The 19186-nt window shown below is 57.2% G+C and carries 20 protein-coding genes and 1 tRNA gene; 11 read left to right on the top strand and 10 right to left on the bottom strand.

The genetic code is table 11. The features are described from left to right. Positions 1-21 precede the first annotated feature (21 nt). From OKC31_RS13510 to hemN, 4 genes are all read left to right on the top strand, one after another. Complete coding sequence (locus OKC31_RS13510) at positions 22-639, top strand: c-type cytochrome (protein ID WP_005339710.1); 618 nt, start codon at positions 22-24, stop codon at positions 637-639. Between the two features lie 836 nt (positions 640-1475). Further along, positions 1476-2135, top strand: a complete 660-nt coding sequence (yihI, locus tag OKC31_RS13515; protein WP_270657079.1) for a Der GTPase-activating protein YihI — start codon at positions 1476-1478, stop codon at positions 2133-2135. A gap of 11 nt (positions 2136-2146) precedes the next feature. Continuing rightward, positions 2147-2587: a DUF2489 domain-containing protein gene (locus tag OKC31_RS13520; protein ID WP_076492627.1), complete on the top strand. Its 441-nt coding sequence runs from the start codon at positions 2147-2149 to the stop codon at positions 2585-2587. A gap of 31 nt (positions 2588-2618) precedes the next feature. Continuing rightward, complete coding sequence (gene hemN, locus OKC31_RS13525) at positions 2619-3992, top strand: oxygen-independent coproporphyrinogen III oxidase (RefSeq protein WP_247823787.1); 1374 nt, start codon at positions 2619-2621, stop codon at positions 3990-3992. Positions 3993-4732: 740 nt separating this feature from the next. Here the strand turns inward: hemN and OKC31_RS13530 are convergent. From OKC31_RS13530 to OKC31_RS13540, 3 genes are all read right to left on the bottom strand, one after another. Further along, the gene (locus OKC31_RS13530) at positions 4733-5098 is read right to left on the bottom strand and encodes a CopG family transcriptional regulator (RefSeq protein ID WP_139405392.1); all 366 of its coding nucleotides are present in this window, start codon (positions 5096-5098) and stop codon (positions 4733-4735) included. Between the two features lies 1 nt (position 5099). Further along, a complete protein-coding gene (locus OKC31_RS13535; RefSeq protein WP_005339716.1) occupies positions 5100-5747 on the bottom strand; it encodes an AAA family ATPase in 648 nt (215 codons plus the stop codon). 97 nt (positions 5748-5844) lie between these two features. Further along, positions 5845-6021, bottom strand: a complete 177-nt coding sequence (locus tag OKC31_RS13540) for a hypothetical protein (RefSeq protein ID WP_005339717.1) — start codon at positions 6019-6021, stop codon at positions 5845-5847. Between the two features lie 747 nt (positions 6022-6768). Between OKC31_RS13540 and arcA the strand changes: the two genes are divergently transcribed. From arcA to OKC31_RS13560, 4 genes are all read left to right on the top strand, one after another. Further along, entirely contained in the window at positions 6769-7989 is a 1221-nt protein-coding gene (arcA, locus tag OKC31_RS13545) for an arginine deiminase (RefSeq protein ID WP_005339718.1), read from the top strand. A 62-nt stretch (positions 7990-8051) separates the two neighbouring features. Beyond that, a complete protein-coding gene (arcC, locus tag OKC31_RS13550) occupies positions 8052-8978 on the top strand; it encodes a carbamate kinase (RefSeq protein WP_108613530.1) in 927 nt (308 codons plus the stop codon). Between the two features lie 79 nt (positions 8979-9057). Further along, on the top strand, positions 9058-10062 hold the full coding sequence (gene argF / locus OKC31_RS13555; RefSeq protein ID WP_005339721.1) for an ornithine carbamoyltransferase: 1005 nt from the start codon (positions 9058-9060) through the stop codon (positions 10060-10062). Positions 10063-10185: 123 nt separating this feature from the next. After that, positions 10186-11592 (top strand): YfcC family protein, encoded by a 1407-nt coding sequence (locus tag OKC31_RS13560; RefSeq protein WP_005339725.1) that lies wholly within the window; start codon positions 10186-10188, stop codon positions 11590-11592. Positions 11593-11724: 132 nt separating this feature from the next. Here OKC31_RS13560 and OKC31_RS13565 read toward each other — a convergent pair whose 3' ends face one another. The 5 genes from OKC31_RS13565 to OKC31_RS13585 all read right to left on the bottom strand — a co-directional run bounded on the left by OKC31_RS13565 (position 11725) and on the right by OKC31_RS13585 (position 14634). Continuing rightward, positions 11725-12216 (bottom strand): arginine repressor, encoded by a 492-nt coding sequence (locus OKC31_RS13565; protein ID WP_005339728.1) that lies wholly within the window; start codon positions 12214-12216, stop codon positions 11725-11727. Positions 12217-12416: 200 nt separating this feature from the next. Further along, positions 12417-12881 (bottom strand): aspartate carbamoyltransferase regulatory subunit, encoded by a 465-nt coding sequence (gene pyrI / locus OKC31_RS13570; RefSeq protein WP_005339730.1) that lies wholly within the window; start codon positions 12879-12881, stop codon positions 12417-12419. Positions 12882-12896: 15 nt separating this feature from the next. Then, positions 12897-13817, bottom strand: coding sequence for an aspartate carbamoyltransferase (gene pyrB / locus OKC31_RS13575; protein ID WP_005339735.1), 921 nt, complete (start codon positions 13815-13817; stop codon positions 12897-12899). Continuing rightward, positions 13798-13992, bottom strand: a complete 195-nt coding sequence (locus tag OKC31_RS13580) for a hypothetical protein (protein ID WP_133249581.1) — start codon at positions 13990-13992, stop codon at positions 13798-13800. The genes pyrB and OKC31_RS13580 overlap by 20 nt, the downstream gene beginning before the upstream one ends. Positions 13993-14091: 99 nt before the next feature. Further along, positions 14092-14634, bottom strand: coding sequence for a hypothetical protein (locus tag OKC31_RS13585; RefSeq protein WP_247823788.1), 543 nt, complete (start codon positions 14632-14634; stop codon positions 14092-14094). A gap of 201 nt (positions 14635-14835) precedes the next feature. On the opposite strand from OKC31_RS13585, the gene OKC31_RS13590 reads away from it, so the two are divergent. Continuing rightward, positions 14836-14912, top strand: a tRNA-Trp gene (locus OKC31_RS13590). Positions 14913-15056: 144 nt separating this feature from the next. Here the strand turns inward: OKC31_RS13590 and OKC31_RS13595 are convergent. Beyond that, positions 15057-15929: a LysR family transcriptional regulator gene (locus OKC31_RS13595; RefSeq protein ID WP_247823789.1), complete on the bottom strand. Its 873-nt coding sequence runs from the start codon at positions 15927-15929 to the stop codon at positions 15057-15059. 100 nt (positions 15930-16029) lie between these two features. On the opposite strand from OKC31_RS13595, the gene OKC31_RS13600 reads away from it, so the two are divergent. Both OKC31_RS13600 and OKC31_RS13605 read left to right on the top strand, forming a co-directional pair. After that, on the top strand, positions 16030-16527 hold the full coding sequence (locus OKC31_RS13600; RefSeq protein ID WP_247823790.1) for a lactoylglutathione lyase family protein: 498 nt from the start codon (positions 16030-16032) through the stop codon (positions 16525-16527). A 207-nt stretch (positions 16528-16734) separates the two neighbouring features. Next, positions 16735-18606, top strand: coding sequence for a methyl-accepting chemotaxis protein (locus OKC31_RS13605; protein WP_270657080.1), 1872 nt, complete (start codon positions 16735-16737; stop codon positions 18604-18606). Positions 18607-18671: 65 nt separating this feature from the next. Here the strand turns inward: OKC31_RS13605 and OKC31_RS13610 are convergent, their stop codons facing one another. After that, a complete protein-coding gene (locus OKC31_RS13610) occupies positions 18672-19184 on the bottom strand; it encodes a lipocalin family protein (protein ID WP_247823792.1) in 513 nt (170 codons plus the stop codon). Between the last annotated feature and the right edge of the window lie 2 nt (positions 19185-19186).

The following is a 19186-nucleotide window of genomic DNA, read 5'->3' on the forward strand; positions in this document are numbered from 1 at the left end:
ATAACGAAAAGTTGGAACGCCATGAAGAACCTAGTCATTACTCTTGCTCTGATGGTTGGCGTAACGGGGATGGCACAAGCCAAGGGCGATGCCGCTGCGGGACAGACCAAGGCTGCCGTTTGTGCGGCTTGTCATGGACCGGACGGAAACAGCCTGGTTGATATGTACCCCAAAATTGCTGGTCAGCACGCATCATATATCAAAAAGCAGTTAGTTGAACTGAAGGCTGCCGCTTCTGGTCAAATTGGCCGGGTTGCGCCAGTGATGGGGCCGATGGCGTTACCTTTGTCGGAACAGGACATGGATGACCTGGCGGCTTATTTCTCCAGCCTGAAGGTTACCCCTATCGCTGTCCCTGACGACGTGGTCGAAGCGGGCAAGGCACTCTATATGGGTGGTGACATGAGTCGCGGTCTGGCAGCTTGTACGGCTTGCCATGGTCCCCGTGGCTCGGGTGTCGAACAGGCGAAGTATCCAAACCTGTCCGGCCAGCATCCTGCCTATATCAAGGCTCAGCTCACCGCATTTCGTGCCGGGACGCGTGACAACGATCCGAATGGCATGATGCGGGACGTTGCCAAGAAACTGACTGATCAGGATATCGAAGCCCTCTCCAAATATGTGGCGGGTCTGCACTGATATAGTCGATACGGTCGATTTGAGTTGAAACGGGGAGCCTGGGCTCCCCGTTGTTTTTATGGCTTTCAGATAATTCTCGGTTTAATCCCCCCGTTCTGTAAGAGATCTCCCATTCTCAAGGCAGGCCAAGGCTCATAAAATTGCATAAAATATTAAATAATCATTATTTATCAATAGATTATATAAATATTGATATTTTTCGACATGTTGAGAATGTTTTGAGTGGATTGAGCCGCTTTATAGAGTTGGTACAGTAGGCTTAATGGATTCACCCACGGATTGGGTGGCGGTTTCACGACAGGGTATTGTGAGCAGAGGATGGCTGGCGTGGCGGGATGCCATGGGCTCGGATGAGCTGGCAAAGGATTGAAGGATCAGGATGGTGACCATCTCCGGAGCGGGATGGGGTTGCGGGATGCAGACTCCCCGGCACGATGGCAGGATGCGGTCGAGACGGGTCAAACAGGCACACGCACATTCAGGAACGACCAATATAAGGTCAGGATGACCACACAACGATATGATGCGGCGACAAGTTGTCACGGAGAGGACGAAACAGATTGTTTTGCCATTCAGGATGGCGCACGCATGAACATATCAAGGCAGCTTCGGCTGCCTTTTTTCTTTTGGGTCATTAACCCGATTAGCCATTCTGTGTCAAAATACCAGCAACATGCCCAGAGGATACCGATCCTGCGGTGTTCAGTGGCCTGATTGGGCCGGATTGGTGCGGGATCCTGCTCTTGTTCCAGCCTTACTGTTCCTCGCATCGTATCCCACCGGGTGAAATCATCCCGGGTACGGGTCAAACCAGTTATTTTCGGAGTTAGCCATTCATGTCTGCCAAACAACCCACTCGCAAGCCTACTGGCAAGCGCAAAGAATCTGATGTCAGTGCTCAGGAAGGCCGTGAGCGTAAACGGGCTGCCAAGCGCAAAGGCCTGAAGGCTGGTTCTCGTCAGCAAGTTGAACAGCCGAAGAACAAGTCTGGCAACAGCCAGTCCAAAGATCCGCGTATCGGTTCCCGCAAGCCGGTAGTACTGGTGGTTGATGACAAACAGAAGAAGCCGGCAGCCCCCAAGGCGGTGAAAGAGAAGAAGCTGGTGATGACGCCCGAGCAGGAGCTGGCTTCCATCGAAAACGATGACCGCTTGAATGATCTGCTGGATCGTCTTGATGCCGGTGAAACCCTGGAAGCGGCCGAGCAGGCCTGGGTTGATCAGCGCGTCGACCGTTATCAGGAGCTGATGGATGAGCTGGGCATCATCGATAATGACGATAATGACGATAATGACGATAATGACGATAATGACGATAATGACGATAATGACGATAATGACGATAATGACGATGATGAAGATGACGATCTGCCGTTTGATGATGGCGATGATGCCGAGTTCGACGAGCAGAAACCGGCCTCCGAAGAGGAGTTGTGGGACCGTTTCAACCAGGTCGATTTCAAGCCGGAACCCAAGCCTGAGCCGAAGAAAAAGTGATGAGTGGATGGATGCTGGCCGCCCTGTTGGGCGGCCTGATTTTGTCAGGGTTGGCCATCTATGCAGGCATGCTGCTGGCCAGACTGAGACGACAGCAAGCGATGCAGTTGCAGGCTATTACAGCTCGCAATGAACGAATTCTGGAGAGCGTGCGGGTCATTGCCCATGCGGTGCAGGAGGGGCAGTGCGATTACTCCGAAGGCGCCATTCGGCTGACCAATCTGCTGGATGCGTTACAGATCAAGGGGGGGCGGGCGTTCGTTGCCGAGTTCCCGGGTCTGTATGGGTTGTATGAGAAGGTGAAAGATATGCCGACTCATGAGGCCAGACGTGCCCTCAAGCGCAATGAAGTGATGAAGATGGATCTCGAACGCAGCGGCTACGAGGCCGAGCTGGAGGCTCAGATCCTCAAGGATGTGGCCCAGCTGAAGGATTTTCAGTTAGGTCGGTGAGCCAACAATAACAACAAGAGAGGAAGCGAGCGTGCAAGCAGAACAGATTGTGTGGGATCAGGCCCTGATCGAAAAATATAACTACAGTGGCCCGCGATACACCTCTTATCCCACTGCGCTGGAGTTCAACGAGAGCTTCGGCTATCCGGATTTTGTCCGCGCTGCCGGCCAGTATCCCGAGCGCAATCTGTCGCTCTACGTGCACATCCCTTTCTGTCACAAGCTCTGCTACTACTGCGGCTGCAACAAGGTCATTACCCGCCATCAGCACAAGGCTGACGAGTATCTCGACTACCTGGAGCAGGAGATCAAGGCGCAAGCCCCGCTCTTCAAGCACCGTCTGGTCACCCAACTGCACTGGGGTGGCGGTACACCCACCTATCTGGATGAAGCGCAAACGCGCCGCCTGATGGCCATGCTGCGTGAGCATTTCCATTTCGCCGAAGAGGGGGAGTTCAGCATCGAGGTCGATCCGCGCGAGATTGCCATTACCATGCTGGATGTGCTGCGAGACGTCGGCTTCAACCGCATCAGCCTTGGGGTGCAGGATTTCAACAAGGATGTGCAGGTTGCGGTCAACCGCGAGCAGGACAACGACTTTATTAAAGCCATGTTGGAACGGGCCCGTGAACTTGGCTTCCGCTCGACCAACCTCGACCTTATCTATGGCCTGCCGAATCAGGATCGTGCCAGCTTCCACCATACGCTGGAAGAGGTGCTCAAGACGGATCCGGCGCGCCTCTCCATCTTCAACTATGCCCATCTGCCGAGCCGCTTTGCCGCCCAGCGCAAGTTGAAAGAGGTGGATATGCCTGCGCCGCAGGAGAAACTGGCCATGCTGCAGGACACCATCGCCTTCCTCACCGGTCAGGGTTACCAGTTCATCGGCATGGACCATTTTGCCAAACCAGATGACGAACTGGCGGTCGCGCAGCGCGAGGGCAAGCTGCACCGCAACTTCCAGGGCTATACCACACAAGGTGATTGCGATCTGCTGGGATTGGGGGTCTCCTCCATCAGCATGATCGGTGATGCCTACTCCCAGAACCAGAAAGAGCTCAAGGCCTATTACGCTCAGGTTGCAGAGCTGGGTCATGCCCAGTGGAAAGGCTGCTCGCTCAATCAGGATGACCTGATCCGCCGTGAGGTGATCAAGCGGCTTATCTGTGATTTCCGTCTGAACTTTGCCGCTGTCGAACAGGCGCACGGTCTCAATTTCAGCGAGTATTTTGCCGACGATCTCAAGCTGCTGCAGACCTTCATCAACGATGGATTGGTGCGTATGACGGAGGATGGTCTGGAGGTCTCCTCCACGGGGCAGCTGCTGATCCGCAATATCTGCATGTGTTTCGACGTGTACTTGCGCAACAAGGCGCGTCAGCAGCAGTTCTCTCGCGTGATATAAGCTTGTTTGCCGATTAGAAAACAGAGAAGGGCGCCATTGTGGCGCCCCTTTCATATGTATTTTTGCTTAAGCAGCGGGTCGGGAAGGTTCTGGTAAGACGTCTCTGCGCTGAGGCAAGCAATTGAGAGCCAAGCAAGGGGATGGTGAAATGCAGATAAAAAGATGGGGGCGACTTGCGTCGCCCCCGGTAGTCGTATCGCTCAGATCCTTGAACGAAGTTGCTCCCTGCAATCCCTGACTGTTTACCTCTTCCTTTAGGTTTCCCCTTCCCAATCCTTTGGGGTGTCCTTTAGCCATCTTGGCCTGACGAGTCATCCTGTCCCGTCGCACTTTCTCCGTCCTGGGAGGTGTCCTTTACCACATCCTGTGGTGAGTCCATTTGCCCAACCCTGGCAGCCAGCCTTCCTGACCGACTTCATTGCGTCCGTGCATGAGTAACTATAAGGATTTTCTAACCGGCTACAACGCCAGATTGGAAAACGTTTTTGTCATTAGCTATTTCGAAAGTTATGGGTTTCGATTTTTTCATTTATAAACAGCTGGTTAAGTTAATCATCTTCATGTTTTAAGATCTTATCTTCCGATTATCTCGGGGATCTTTTCGGCTGTTGGCTTACATCTGGAATGGCAGATCTCTTACACGGCGTTTTGGTTGCTTCAGAAACAGATTTTGCCGTCTGATGATGGTCATTCGAGGTGAGTGGGCGAGGCACACAAAGAGCGGCTGAATGGAGAAATTATTAGCGCTGGTTGAGCCGCTCATAGATGGTCTGGCGTTCTTCAGGAGTCAGCGAAGAGAAGTAATGGGTAAAGAGGCGCAGCAACAGGGACTTGTTCATGCCATCTTGCTGGGTCAGATTACCCAGCTCGTCGATGGCCACCGTGCTCATGGAGAAAGTGGCTTTTTTGTAGCTGGGCTTCAGGTGCTCGCCACTCTCGATAAAGGCCAGCGCCGACAAGGCTTCATCACGATGCAGACCCAGTTCAAGGCTGACCACCTTGGGTTTGCCCTTGGCGTAGAACTCCGCATCTTCGATAAATTCGTCGACGGTGAACTTCTTCTGGTGATGCAACTGGTGCTTTTTCTTCAGATCGGCCAGACCCATCTCACACCCCCACTTGCAGGAACTCTTTGGCGATGGCCCGGATCTCTTCGGCGGATTTGCCATCCGGCTCGATCTCCATCACCGACAGTCCCTTCTCTTCGCTGTCGTCATAGACGTTGCGGCCATAGGTGATGGCGTTTAGGACGTCGACACCGAACGAGGAGCAAACCTCTTTCGCTTCCAGAATGCGTTTTACCTGATTGGGCAGGGCGGGGCACTGGGTCAGCACTACGGCTGCATTGAGGGTCGGGTTGACCATCTTGCAGGTGGTGATGAGATCTTCCATGTGGGGCAGGGTCTTGAGGTCGCGACGTTTCGGGCGCAAGGGGATCAGGGCGTGGGTGGCGACAGCCATGGTAGAGCGCAGCGCCCGGTTGTCTTGCCCGCCGCAATCGACGATGACGTAGTCGTAGCGGTTTTTCAGGCTGAGCAGGTCGTTGCGAATATTGCCATAGAGCTGTACGCAGTTGATTTGTGGCAGCTCCGGATTGTCATTGCGCTCCTGAATCCAGTCAGAGGTGGTGCGCTGCGGGTCGCAGTCGACCAGTAACACCTCCCCCTGAAATTGGGATCTGAGGTAGACCGCCAGATTTTGTGCCAGGCAGCTCTTGCCACTCCCCCCCTTCTCTCCACCGACCAACAAGATCATGACGTTCCCCTATCCATGAGAAAACCGCTGATTTCAGTATAGGAGGGGCCAGTCTCATCACAAGGCGAGAGGAGTGATGCTCCTCTCGTTGTTTCGACTAGTAATGAACGCTGCCTCCCTGCCAGCGGCAGACATAGTCAGGCACCAGCATTTGAGGGGCCTTGTCGACATGGCATACCACCATGGGCATGGCAGGGGCTCCTTCAGCCTGACTGAGGGTGGGGAGCGCAGAGAGCAGCAAAGTCGCGAGCAACAGCATGGGTTTCATCTTCATAACAACTCCTTGGTAGTGCCATTCCTGTGTGATCTGGATCACTTTCTGAGTTAAGTCGAGGTTGGCGCCAGCGCAAGGTGAGACGAATAAATTCAATTAATGAAAAAAGTATCAAAAGGCGTTGTGATGACCGACGAGGATGGCTGCCCACCTTGATGCGGACTTTGTGCATATTAAGTTGAACTGCACAAAGAGGTGATGACTTATAAGGCCGAGCCTGATGGGGTTGGCATCAATGCCATGATCTGGAACAAGAAAAGATTTATGCAGTGAATGTGGTCGATGTGAGTATTTATTTCTCCCGCATTCCTCCCGTCACGGCGATGTATTCAATACCTAGGGAGTAATATTCAAATTCTATTTGTAAAGTTATTTACAGTAATGATTTTTAACGGTTTTTGTTATTTGCATTTAATCACTCCAGTGAACTGGCATGAATAAAAAATGAATCAATCTGAAATATAGCAGGGTGGTTTTGCATGGTTATTCGGTGCTATTTGTTTGGAAAATGCGCAATTTGCTACCGGGGTCATAGATTGGATGGTGAATATATTCAGTTCTGAGTGAATGTGATCAATGTCTAAGTTTGTCGCGATTTGCAGGGCTAACCTCGGTCTCGAAAGGCAAGGGCAGGATAGAACATAAGCCGATTACCCTACATAAAGAATATCCCGCCTTAGCCACGAGCATGAATAGAAGGAATCTATTCAATCACTCGCAGGGACCACTGCTAGACGGAATATAATCATGAGCAAATTTTATGTAGGTTCTGAAGTTGGCCAATTGCGCCGTGTCATGTTGCACCGCCCCAACCTCAGTCTGAAGCGTCTGACTCCTTCCAACTGCCAGGATCTGCTGTTCGATGACGTCCTGTCAGTTGAACGCGCCGGTCAGGAGCACGACAAATTCGCTCAGGTACTGCGCGATCAGAATGTCGAAGTTTTCCTGCTGACCAATCTGCTGGCGGAAACCCTGGATGTGCCGGAAGCCAAAACCTGGCTGCTGCAACATCAGGTCTCCGACTACCGCCTCGGCTCTTCTTTTGCCAACGACGTGCGCTGCTTCCTGGCTGACATGCCGCATCGCGAATTGGCCCGCATTCTCTCCGGTGGCCTGACTTACTCCGAGATGCCCTACAGCGGCGTCAACATGGTAGTGGGCATGCACGCTCCGACCGATTTCATCATCGAACCGCTGCCCAACCACCTCTTCACCCGTGACACCTCCTGCTGGGTTTACGGTGGCGTCTCCATCAACCCGATGGCCAAGCCGGCTCGTCGCCGCGAGACCAACCATGTGAAGGCTATCTACCGCTGGCACCCGATGTTTGCCGGTCAGGACTTCATCAAGTACTTCGGTGACGAGGAGCGTGACTACGACAACTCCACCATCGAGGGTGGCGACGTACTGGTTATCGGCCGCGGCGCCGTGCTGATCGGTATGTCCGAGCGCACCACCCCGCAAGGTGTCGAGCATCTGGCTCGTAGCCTGTTCAAACATGGTCAGGCCAAACAGGTCATCGCCATGGAGCTGCCGAAACACCGCAGTTGCATGCACCTGGATACCGTCATGACCCACATGGATATCGATACCTTCTCCGTCTATCCGGAAGTGATCCGCAAGGACGTGCAGTGCTGGAGCCTGACTCCGGGCGGCGCTACCGGCATGAACATCAAGGAAGAGGGTTACTTCGTCACCGCTATCGAGAAAGCGCTGGGCGTGGATCAGCTGAAGATCATCACCACTGGTGGTGACAGCTTCGAAGCCGAACGCGAGCAGTGGAACGACGCCAACAACGTGCTGACCGTACGTCCCGGCGTGGTGGTGGGTTACGAGCGCAATACCTACACCAACGAGAAGTACGACAAGGCCGGTATCACAGTTCTCTCCATCCCGGGTGATGAACTGGGCCGTGGCCGTGGCGGCGCCCGCTGCATGAGCTGCCCGATGGAACGCGACAGCATCTGATGAGACGGCGTGGCGCCGGCAGAAGCTGGCGCCACACAGAACCAAACTCGAGATTAACCACTATGAAAAAACCAACTGTCGTCGTCGCTCTGGGTGGCAATGCACTGCTCCGTCGTGGTGAGCCACTGGAAGCGGATATCCAGCGCAAGAACATTGCAACTGCCGCCAAGACCATCGCCCTGATCGCTCAGGAGTACAACGTGGTGCTGGTGCATGGCAACGGCCCGCAAGTCGGCCTGCTGGCCCTGCAAAACAGCGCCTACACCAAGGTATCCCCCTATCCGCTGGATGTGCTGGGTGCCGAGTCCCAGGGCATGATCGGCTACATGCTGATCCAGGAACTGAAAAACCTGATGCCGAGCCGCAACGTCACCGCGCTGCTGACTCAGGTGCAGGTCGATCCCAAGGATCCGGCATTCGCCAACCCGACCAAATTTATCGGCCCCGTCTACGAAGAGGCTGAAGCCCGCACCCTGGCAGAAGAGAAGCACTGGGTGGTCAAGGCTGACGGCAAGTTCTTCCGCCGCGTAGTGCCATCCCCGCTGCCCCAGCGCATCGTCGAAGGCGACGCCATCGAAACCCTGATTGCCCAAGGCCACCTCATCATCTGTACCGGTGGTGGCGGCATCCCTGTGACCTGGGATGGCCAGAGCCTGACCGGTATCGAAGCCGTCATCGACAAGGACATGTCTGCCGCCTATCTGGCCAAGCAGATCAAGGCCGACGCCCTGCTGATCCTGACCGATGCCGATGCCGTCTATCTGGATTGGGGCAAACCGACCCAGCACCCGCTGCGGGTCACCAGCCCGGACGAGCTGGCCGGGGTCAAGTTCGATGCAGGTTCCATGGGACCAAAAGTCGAAGCCTCCTGTGAATTTGTCAAAGCGACCGGCGGTATGGTCGGCATCGGCTCGCTGGAAGATGGCCTCGCCATCCTCAAGGGTGAAGCCGGCACCAATATCGTCGCCACCCGCACCGTACATGCGTAATTACCGACATCTGTACTGAGAATGCGTAGTCAACACTACTGCCCGAACTGGTCTGAAACATATATAGAGAGAACTCATCATGGCTTTTAATCTGCGTAACCGTAACTTCCTGAAACTGCTGGACTTCACCCCGCGCGAAATCCAATACATGATCGACCTGGCCATCGACCTGAAAAAAGCCAAATACGGTGGCTACGAGCGCAAGCATCTGGTCGGCAAGAACATCGCCCTGATTTTCGAGAAGACCTCCACCCGTACCCGTTGTGCGTTTGAAGTGGCGGCCTTCGACCAGGGCGCACAAGTCTCCTACCTTGGCCCAAGCGGTTCCCAAATCGGTCACAAGGAGTCCATGAAGGACACCGCCCGTGTACTGGGTCGCATGTATGACGGTATCGAATACCGCGGCTACGGTCAGGAGATCGTCGAAGAGCTGGGTGCCTACGCCGGTGTCCCGGTCTGGAACGGCTTGACCAACGAATTCCACCCGACCCAGATCCTGGCCGACTTCATGACCATGCTGGAGCACGGCAAGGGCAAGCGTCTGGATCAAATCAAGTTCGCCTACCTGGGTGATGCCCGCAACAACATGGGTAACTCCCTGATGGTCGGCGCCGCCAAAATGGGCATGGACATCCGTCTGGTCGCGCCGAAAGCCTTCTGGCCGGAAGAGGAGCTGGTTGCCAAGTGCCGCCTGATCGCCGAAGAGACCGGCGCACGCATCACCCTGACCGAAGATGTGAAAGAGGGTGTGCTGGGTGCTGACTTCCTCTACACCGACGTCTGGGTATCCATGGGTGAAGCGAAAGAAGCCTGGGATCAGCGCGTCAAACTGATGACCCCGTATCAGGTCAACATGGATGTCATCAACGCCACCAAGAACCCGGATGTGAAGTTCATGCACTGCCTGCCGGCGTTCCACAACGACGAGACCACCATGGGCAAGGAAGTGGCTGACAAATATGGCATGAAAGGCCTGGAAGTGACCGAGGACGTGTTCGAATCCGAGCACAGCATCGTGTTCGACGAGGCCGAAAACCGGATGCACACCATCAAGGCAGTGATGGTTGCTACGCTGGGCGACTAAGGTCGCAGTAGTGGTGCCGGGGGGCGACCCCCGGCTTTTCGACCATGTGACAGCGGCATAATACCTCTAACCCTACAACCCGCAGCCTGCATGGATACCACACCCACAGAAGGAAGCTGGACCATGACCAAATTCAAGTTCCCGTCAGCCTACACGATACTGTTTGTGCTGATCGCCCTGGTGGCCGCCCTGAGCTGGATAGTGCCGGCCGGCAAATACGAGATGACCATGAACGAAGCCCTCGGCAAAGAAGTGCCGGTGGCGGGTACCTACAAACTGGTGGAGGGGAATCCCCAGGGGATCGTCGACGTGCTGCTGGCACCTATCGATGGCCTCTACAACCACGACACCTATGAGGCAGGCGCCATCGACGTCTCCCTCTTTATCCTGATCATCGGTGGTTTTCTTGGCATTGTGACCAAGACAGGTGCCATCGATGCCGGTATCGAACGTGTGACCGACCGTCTGCGTGGCCGTGAAGAGTGGATGATCCCGATCCTGATGGCGCTGTTCGCCGCAGGCGGCACCATCTACGGCATGGCCGAAGAGTCGCTGCCTTTCTACACCCTGCTGGTGCCGGTGATGATGGCCGCCCGCTTCGACCCTGTGGTGGCAGCGGCAACCGTATTGCTGGGCGCCGGTATCGGTACTCTCGGTTCCACCATCAACCCGTTTGCGACAGTGATTGCCGCCAACGCCGCCGGTATCTCCTTCACCGATGGTATCTGGCTGCGCGTTGCCATGCTGGTCGCCGGTTGGCTGCTCTGTGTTGCCTACGTCATGCGTTACGCCAAGATGGTGCGCAGCGATCCGAGCAAATCTCTGGTGGCTGACAAGTGGGAAGAGAACCGTGCCCACTTCCTTGGCAACAAGAGTGACCAGATGCTGGAGTTCACCCTGACCCGTAAAATCGTGCTGGGTATCTTCGTCGCCGCCTTCGCCGTGATGATCTACGGTGTGGCCGTGCTGGGCTGGTGGATGGCGCAGATCTCCGGCGTGTTCCTGGCTGCCGCCATCATCGTTGGTCTTATCTCCCGCATGAGCGAGGAGGAGCTGACCTCCAACTTTATCGACGGTGCCCGCGACCTGCTGGGTGTGGCGCTGATCATCGGTATCGCCCGCGGTATCGTGGTAGTGATGGATAACGGCATGATCACTCACACCATTTTGCACAGTGCAGAAGGGATCGTGACTGGCCTCTCCACCATCGTCTTTATCAACGTGATGTTCGTGCTGGAAGTGGTGCTCTCCTTCCTGGTGCCGTCCTCCTCCGGTCTGGCCGTACTGACCATGCCGATCATGGCGCCGCTGGCCGACTTCGCCAACGTGGGCCGCGATCTGGTGGTGACTGCTTACCAGTCTGCCTCCGGTCTGGTGAACCTGGTGACCCCGACCTCCGCCGTGGTCATGGGCGGTCTGGCCATCGCCAAGGTGCCTTATGTGCGCTGGCTGAAGTGGGTGGCTCCGCTGCTCGGTATCCTGACTGTGCTGATCGTGGTCTGCCTGAGCCTGGGCGCTGTGCTCTCCTGAGGGATAACAAGCAAGATAAAACGGGAGCCTGTGGGCTCCCGTTTTTTATGGGCGCAAGAAGTGATGAACACAAAATAGCAAGCAACAAAAAGGCGACCCGCGGGTCGCCTCGATGTATTTAGGGGAAATAGCTTAGCGTGCCTGCGCCAGCGTGCGCACCACGGCGGCATGGGCCTGACGGGTACGGCTGATATGGCGCGGCGCGACCAGCACCACGTCATTGCCTGCGACGGCGCCCATGATCTCGGGATTGGCGTTGCGATCCAGCAGGCGAGCCACCACGGTGGCGGCCCCCGGAGTGGTGTGGATCAGCACCATCTGCTGGTTGTGTACCACTTCGCGCACCATGTCGTGGATCGAGCGGGTACTGCCGGCGGGTTCCAGCTGCTCATCGACCAAGGTGTAGACCTTCTTGCCGTTGGCATTCTGCGCCTTGGCGACGCCGAGGCGGCGCAGCAGGCGGGAGATGGTGGACTGGCTGATGTCGGCAAAGCCGCGCTCCGACAGCTCGCGGCGGATCTCTTCCTGGGTGCTGTAGCAGTGCTGACCGATGATCTGGCGACAGGCATCCAGCTGGGCCAGATCGGGCTCTTGGGCAACGGGACGACTGAGGGTTTTGACCACGGCGAATTCCTTTGATGATGACCGGAGGTAAACGCGCGATATCTGCCATAGCAGTCAGTTATCAGGCAAAAACACTGATAATCCATCTATATGCAGGGAATGAACGGGCATTACCATCTTGTGATGGCAAATTATAGCTGACTGGAAATTCGGTGATGTGACAGGGTTCAAAAATGGGCCCCGCAGGGCCCAATCAGATATCAGTAACGCTCGCTGACGATGTCCTGAGTGAAGGACTTCTCGCAATATTTGCACTTCATCCGCACCACGCCTTTCACTTCGCGCACCCGGAAGTAGCTGTCCACCGGCTCGTTGTGGGAGATGCAGTTGGAGTTGGGGCAGTGGAACACCCCGGCGATGAACTCCGGCAGCTCCAGCTGGTGCTTCTTCACCACATTGAAGTCTTCGATGATGTTGACGGTCGCTTTCGGGGCGAACAGCGCCAGCTGGTTGGCCTGTTGCTCGGTCAGACGGGTGTTCTCAATCTTGATGAGATCCTTCTTGCCCAGCGCGCCGGATTTCAGGTTGAAGCCGACGGTGATCCGCTCCTGGGTTTCGACCAGCTGGAACAGCTTGAGGATCTTGATGCCCTGGCCAGCGGGGATGTGATCGATGACGGAGCCGTGACGGATGGCTTCGACTTGCAGTTGGTTCTTGTCAGACATGATATTCCCCTAAGCTCAGACAGTTTCGTTCAGTACCAGTGCCAGCAGCGCCTGGCGTGCATAGACCCCGTTCTCCGCCTGCTGGAAGTAGCAAGCGTGGGGAGTCTTGTCGACCGCTACATCGATCTCGTCGACGCGGGGCAGGGGATGCAGGATCTTCATGGTGGGCTTGGCCCCTTCCAAGGTCGCCAGCTCCAGAATGAACTTGGCAGCCATGTGCTTGTATTCGGTCTCGTCGAAGCGCTCTTTCTGGACGCGGGTCATGTAGAGGATGTCCAGCTCCGGCATCACCTCTTCCATGGTCTGGTGGACGCTGAACTGGATGCCTTTCTCTTCCAGCTCTTCACAGATGTAGTCCGGCATCGCCAGCGCTTCCGGGGAGATGAAGAAGAAGCGGCAGTTGAACAGGCTGAGGGCCTGGGCCAGCGAGTGCACGGTGCGGCCATATTTCAGGTCACCGACGAAGGCAACGTTGAGGTTGTCCAGACGGCCCTGGGTCTCATGGATGGTGAACAGGTCGAGCAGGGTCTGGCTCGGATGCTGGTTGGAGCCGTCGCCGCCGTTGATGACCGGCACGCGGGAGAATTCGGAGGCTAGACGGGCCGCACCCTCTTTCGGGTGGCGCATCACCACCGCATCCGAGTAGGAGCCGATGATCTTGATGGAGTCAGCCAGCGTCTCGCCCTTCTTGGCGCTGGTGTTGCCACCGTCGGCGAAGCCGATGATGTTGCCGCCAAGGCGCTGTACCGCGGTCTCGAAGGAGAGGCGGGTGCGGGTGGAGGCTTCGAAGAAGCAGCTGGCAACCAGCTTGTCTTTCAACAGGCTGGTGTCAGGTTCAGCCTTCAACCGTTGTGCGGTTGAGACTACCAGTTCCATTTCTGACCGGGTCAGGTCCGAAATGGAGATGACATGTTTCTTATAGAGTGGATTGGTCATCGTCTGCATTCCCTTTGACATCATTGGAGGTTTTTCGGGCACAAAAAAAAGCCCCTGAAACAGGGGCTTTTTTTAAAAATAACTGGGGATCTTTGGGGTGGGAACCGGAAACAACGGGGCCGCTCTGGTGCGCACCACCCGTCTGCAAGGCTGTTTTCTGAATCAAAAACTGCATCGTTTCGTCCCGACCTTTTTCAAAACCGGACAGATTATAGGGCCGCTTTTTTAATTGTCAAAATTTTATTTACGATGCCAATTTCAGCATGAAAAACGTTTAAGTGACGGAAACATGACGACAAATCCACACCTTGTGCGTCTCTTGCAGCGATTCCCCATCGCGGGCCATGGCGCGCAAATAACCGAGTCTGTGGTGTCCTTCCAGCAGGCAGTAGGGGCGGGGTAGGGGATGACCGTTCGGGTAGCTGGCTCCCTCTTCCAGCACCAGCACGATGACAGGTTCGGGCCAGGTGCCGTCGTTTAGCATCTTCTCGCCGAGCCAGGAGCGGCGGACATAGCGGTTGCTGCGCAGCATCTCGCCCCAGCGCTCGATCACCTCCATATGGCGGGAGTCTATCTGCTCGATAATCTGCGCGGTGGGCCAGCTTTCGCATGCGAACTGGTGGCTGGCGAGATCGATAAAGCTCCAGTTGGACTCAAAACCGCGCCAATGACGGTAAATCCACTGGGAAAGCACATTTTCGGGGATGAAGGGCACCAGCGGGGCGACCCGGGCCAGGTAGTCGGGCAGGGACTCTGTTTTGCGTTCGTCCCTGAAGTTGAGGGGCGCAAGTTGTTGGAGCAGTCGGTAATTGAGCATAAGTGGCCTCCCGGTACCTGATTTCACCCTACCCCCATTTATGCCCCATTCCTACCCCGCTGAGTCTGGAAATACAGCAAGTTACCCCTCGTTGCTGCACAAATCGGCGCGACTTGTTCGGGATTTGTGCAATCGCATTAAAAGTGTGAAAAAAGCCTTTACCTTTGAAACCCGCTTTGTATACTACGCCTCGTTTGTTGCAGGGGCGTAGTTCCAATTGGTAGAACAGCGGTCTCCAAAACCGATGGTTGCGGGTTCGAGTCCTGCCGCCCCTGCCATTTTCAGAAAGGCCAGCTCATTGAGCTGGCCTTTCGCATTTCCGGCGTTCGCCCATTTATCCACCTCTCCTTTCTCTTCTCCTTCTTGCCGCTAGCCCTCGGTGACTGTGGCCACATTGATCTCGATGTCTGCCGCAAGAGCGTTCAGTGTGCAGCAACCCGCTGTTTCAGGACGGTGACCAGCCGCTGGTGGCGGGCGGGGAGCGGCCACTCGGCGCGGTAGATCAGCCAGAGGGTGTCGATCACCTCAATACTGCTCTGGATCACCCGGATCTTCTCCTGGTGGGCAAAGGCGGTGACGGCGAAGCGGGGCAGCACGGTAAAGCCGAGGCCGCGGGCGACCGGCTCCAGGATCAGGCCGATCTGGTTGGTAAAGCCGCGCAGCGGGATCTCGTCAACGCGCTGGCCGGGGTAGCGTCGTCCCAACAGGCGTTGTGCCATGCTGCGGCCATCCGGATGGTCGATAAAGCCGAGCTGACAGAGGTGCTGCCAGCTCTGCTCCTCGCCGTCGTTGGGCACCACCAGACAGAGGGGTTCGCGGGCGAAGGGCTCGGCGGCGATGCTGGGGTGCTCCGGCGGTTGATCCACCAGTCCCAGATCGCTACGCCCTGCCAGTACCGCCTGCACTATGTCGGGGGTGGGGGCAAAGCGGTGCTGGATAGTGAGTCCGGGGTGCTCCTGTTGCTGGTCGAGCAGCAGGGGATAGAGCAGCAGACCAATGCTGCCCGGGGTGGACAGGGTGATGGCGCCGTGGTGAGGGTCGTCGTCCGAGAGGCGCGCCCGCAGCTGTTCGGCGGCCTGCGCCTGCTGGCGGGCGAAGTCGAGCAGCACCAGCCCGCGCGGAGTGAGCTCCAGCTGACGCGGCTTGCGCAGCAGCAGGGGGCCAAATTCGGCCTCGAGACGCGAGATATGCTGACTGACGGCGGCCTGGGTGAGATCCAGCCGCTCGGCGGCGCGGGTAAAGCTGCCGGTTTCATGCACCACCACCAGGGTGTGGAGCCAGAGTGGATTAACCATAAATTTAATTTATGCATTCCATTAGTTTGACCTTATTTTTCATTATGTCGCCCCTTCCTATCATGTCACCTGTTTCCCACACACAATTTCAAGGTGACGTATGACCTATCCACGCAACTTCTCCCACATCGGCATCACGGTGACTGGCCTCGACAAAGCGGTCGAGTTCTATACCAAGGTGATGGGCTGGTATCTCATCATGCCGGCCACCACCATCACCGAGGATGACTCTGCCATCGGCGTGATGTGTAACGACGTGTTTGGCCCGGGTTGGGGCTCCTTCCGCATCGCCCACCTCTCCACCGGCGACAAGATTGGCATCGAGCTGTTCGAGTTCCCCAACAGCGAGCAGCGCGAAAACAACTTCGAATTCTGGAAGACCGGAGTGTTCCACTTCAGTGTGCAGGATCCGGATGTCGAGGGGCTGGCGGCGCGCATCGTCGCGGCGGGCGGCAAGCAGCGGATGCCGGTGCGCGAGTACTACCCGGGCGAGAAGCCCTACCGCATGGTCTACATGGAAGATCCCTTCGGCAATATCGTCGAGATCTATAGCCACAGCTATGAGCTGACCTACTCCGCCGGTGCATATCAGGGGTAGGTGACAGGCCGCCTTCGGGCGGCCTGCTGCTTTGTTGTTACAAGAGTCAGTAGCATGGAATAGCGATCTGGTTCACACGAATAGCGCGTTCTGTTGTTGATAGATGGGAAAATATACAGATTCACTAAAGTCTGTTCATATTGCGGCCGATAGCCTTTGATACATCAGGGTTTTCCCTGCCTGACACAACAACAAGGATTCGTCGTCATGACCCTCTCTCTGCGCGGCAAGCTGCTGGCCACCAGTCTTGGCGTAGTGCTGCTGATGGCATCACTGCTCGGCATCGTTGCCTTTCACACCCTAAAATCCCGCACCATTAGCGCCATCCAGAGCGAGGCGGTCAACTATGGCCACGCCTACTCGGTCGCCATCGGCGAATGGATGACGGATCGCAAGAACACCGTCCATGCGCTGGTCAACCTGATCAGCGATAACCCCCAAGCCGAGCTGGTGCCGCACCTGAAGCAGGCCTACACCTCCGGTGGGTTCGGGCTCACCTATTTTGGCTCCGCGCAGGGGGTGATGACCCGGCAGGATCCCTCCCTCAACACCGGCAACTATGACCCACGCGAGCGCCCCTGGTATCAGGATGCGGTGAAGGCGGGGCAGCTCATCGTCACTGCCCCCTATGTCAGCGTCACCATGCAGAAGCTGGTGGTCACTCTTTCCGAGCCGGTACGCCATCAGGGCGAGCTGGTCGGCGCCGTGGGGGCCAACCTGGCGCTCGACAAGCTTATTGACGAAGTGCTGGCGATGAAGGTGCAGGGTGAGGGCTACGCCATGCTGCTCGACAGCAGTGGCCTCATCGTCGGCCATCCGCAGAAGGATCTTGCACTCAAGCCCATCGCCGAGCTGGCGCCGGGACTCTCTGCCGCCACCTTCCAGCAGTGGGGCCGCGAAAACAACGAGCTGCACGCCGCTACCCTCGACGGGCGCGACGTGCTGCTGGCGGTACAGCCGGTGCCGGGCACCGACTGGCTGCTGGCCATGGTGATGTATCGCGACGTGCTGGAGGCACCGCTCGCCTCCCTGCTGTGGCAGCTGGTGGGGCTGACGCTGGTGCTTATGCTGGTGTTCAGCGCCCTGCTCACCGCCATGTTCAAGTATCTATTTGCCGATCTGGGCCGGGTCGCGCACGCCCTGCACGATATTGCCCACGGCGAGGGGGATCTCACCGTTCACATCAACACCCACAGCAAGGATGAGGTGGGTCAGCTGGCCCAGAACTTCAACCAGTTCGTGGCGCGGCTGCACGGTATCGTCAGCCGGTTGCGGGATGTCACCGTCGAGCTGGCGGCCCAGTCCCGTGCTCAGGCGGCCGGCGCCCACTCCCGCAGCCAGCGGGTGCGTCAGCAGCAGGACGAGATCGTGATGGTGGCGACCGCGGTGACCGAGATGGCCTCCGCCACTCAGGAGATCGCCGGTAACGCCGAGTTTGCCGCCACCACCGCCACCGATGCGGTCGCACTGGCGGTCGCCGGCCAATCTCAGGTTGGCCAGAGTCAGCGCAGCATTACCGGTCTGGCGGACGAAGTGGCCGATGCCAGCCAGATCATCAACGAGCTCGACAGCCATGCCCAGAAGATCAGCGGCATCGCCGAGCAGACCAATCTGCTGGCGCTCAACGCCGCCATCGAGGCGGCCCGGGCCGGTGAGCAGGGCCGCGGCTTCGCGGTAGTGGCGGACGAGGTGCGGGTGCTGTCGCGCCGTACCCACGACTCCACCGACGAGATCCAGCAGATGATCGAAACCCTGCAGCAGACCACCCGCCGCGCCGTGGTTGGCATGGAGACCAGCCGTCAGCTGGCGAGTACCAGCGTCGAGGATGCGGAAGCGGCCAACCAGAGCCTTGCCCGGATCAACGAGGCGATCGGCTCCATCAGCGACATGGCGACCCAGATCGCCGCGGCGGCCGAGGAGCAGACTTCGGTGACCGGTGAGATCAGCCGCAATACCGAAAATATCCGCCACGTCTCGCAAGAGCTTGCCGAGCAGGCGGGCAACGAGGCGGCGCAGGCGGCCGAACTCAAGTCGCTGACCGAGCGGCTGGAGCAGGAGATCGGCCGCTTCCGGCTCTGATCCTCCGCCTACTCTCCATGAAAAAGGGCAGCCCGCGGGCTGCCCTTTGTCATTTCACGACTGGCTTAAGGGTTCTGCTTGACCCAGATAAGCTGGTCGGTGGCAAAGCCCAGCGACTTCGCCTTGGCGACCAGCGCATCCACCTTTGCCTTGGGCGGGTTGGGTGAGCGGGAGAGGATCCAGAGATAGTCGTGGTTGTAGCTGGTCACCAGCGAGAGCTGGTAATCGGGATCGAGGTCGATGACGTTGTAGCCGCCGTAGAAGGGGCCGAAGAAGCTCACCTTGAGCCGCGCCTCGTCAGGACTATCGATGAAGTAGGCCTTGCCCTCGGCTTCGCGCCAGCTGCCATCGCTCTGCTTGCCGCGGTTGAGCACCTTGACGCCACCATCGTCCCGCAGGCTGTAGGTGGCGCTCACCTGCTCCAGCCCCCGCTCGAAGCTGTGGTCGAGGCGGGCGATTTCGTACCAGGTACCGAGATAACGATCGAGCTGGAAGCCGGTAACGGGGCGAATGCCGTCGGCAATCCCGGTACAGGCCGTCAGCAGCAAAGCGGTGAACAGGCAAAGCAGTGAACGCATAA

The organism is Aeromonas sp. Y293-4 (genome assembly GCF_027705905.1).
In the GTDB taxonomy this organism is placed as follows: Bacteria; Pseudomonadota; Gammaproteobacteria; order Enterobacterales; family Aeromonadaceae; genus Aeromonas; species Aeromonas veronii.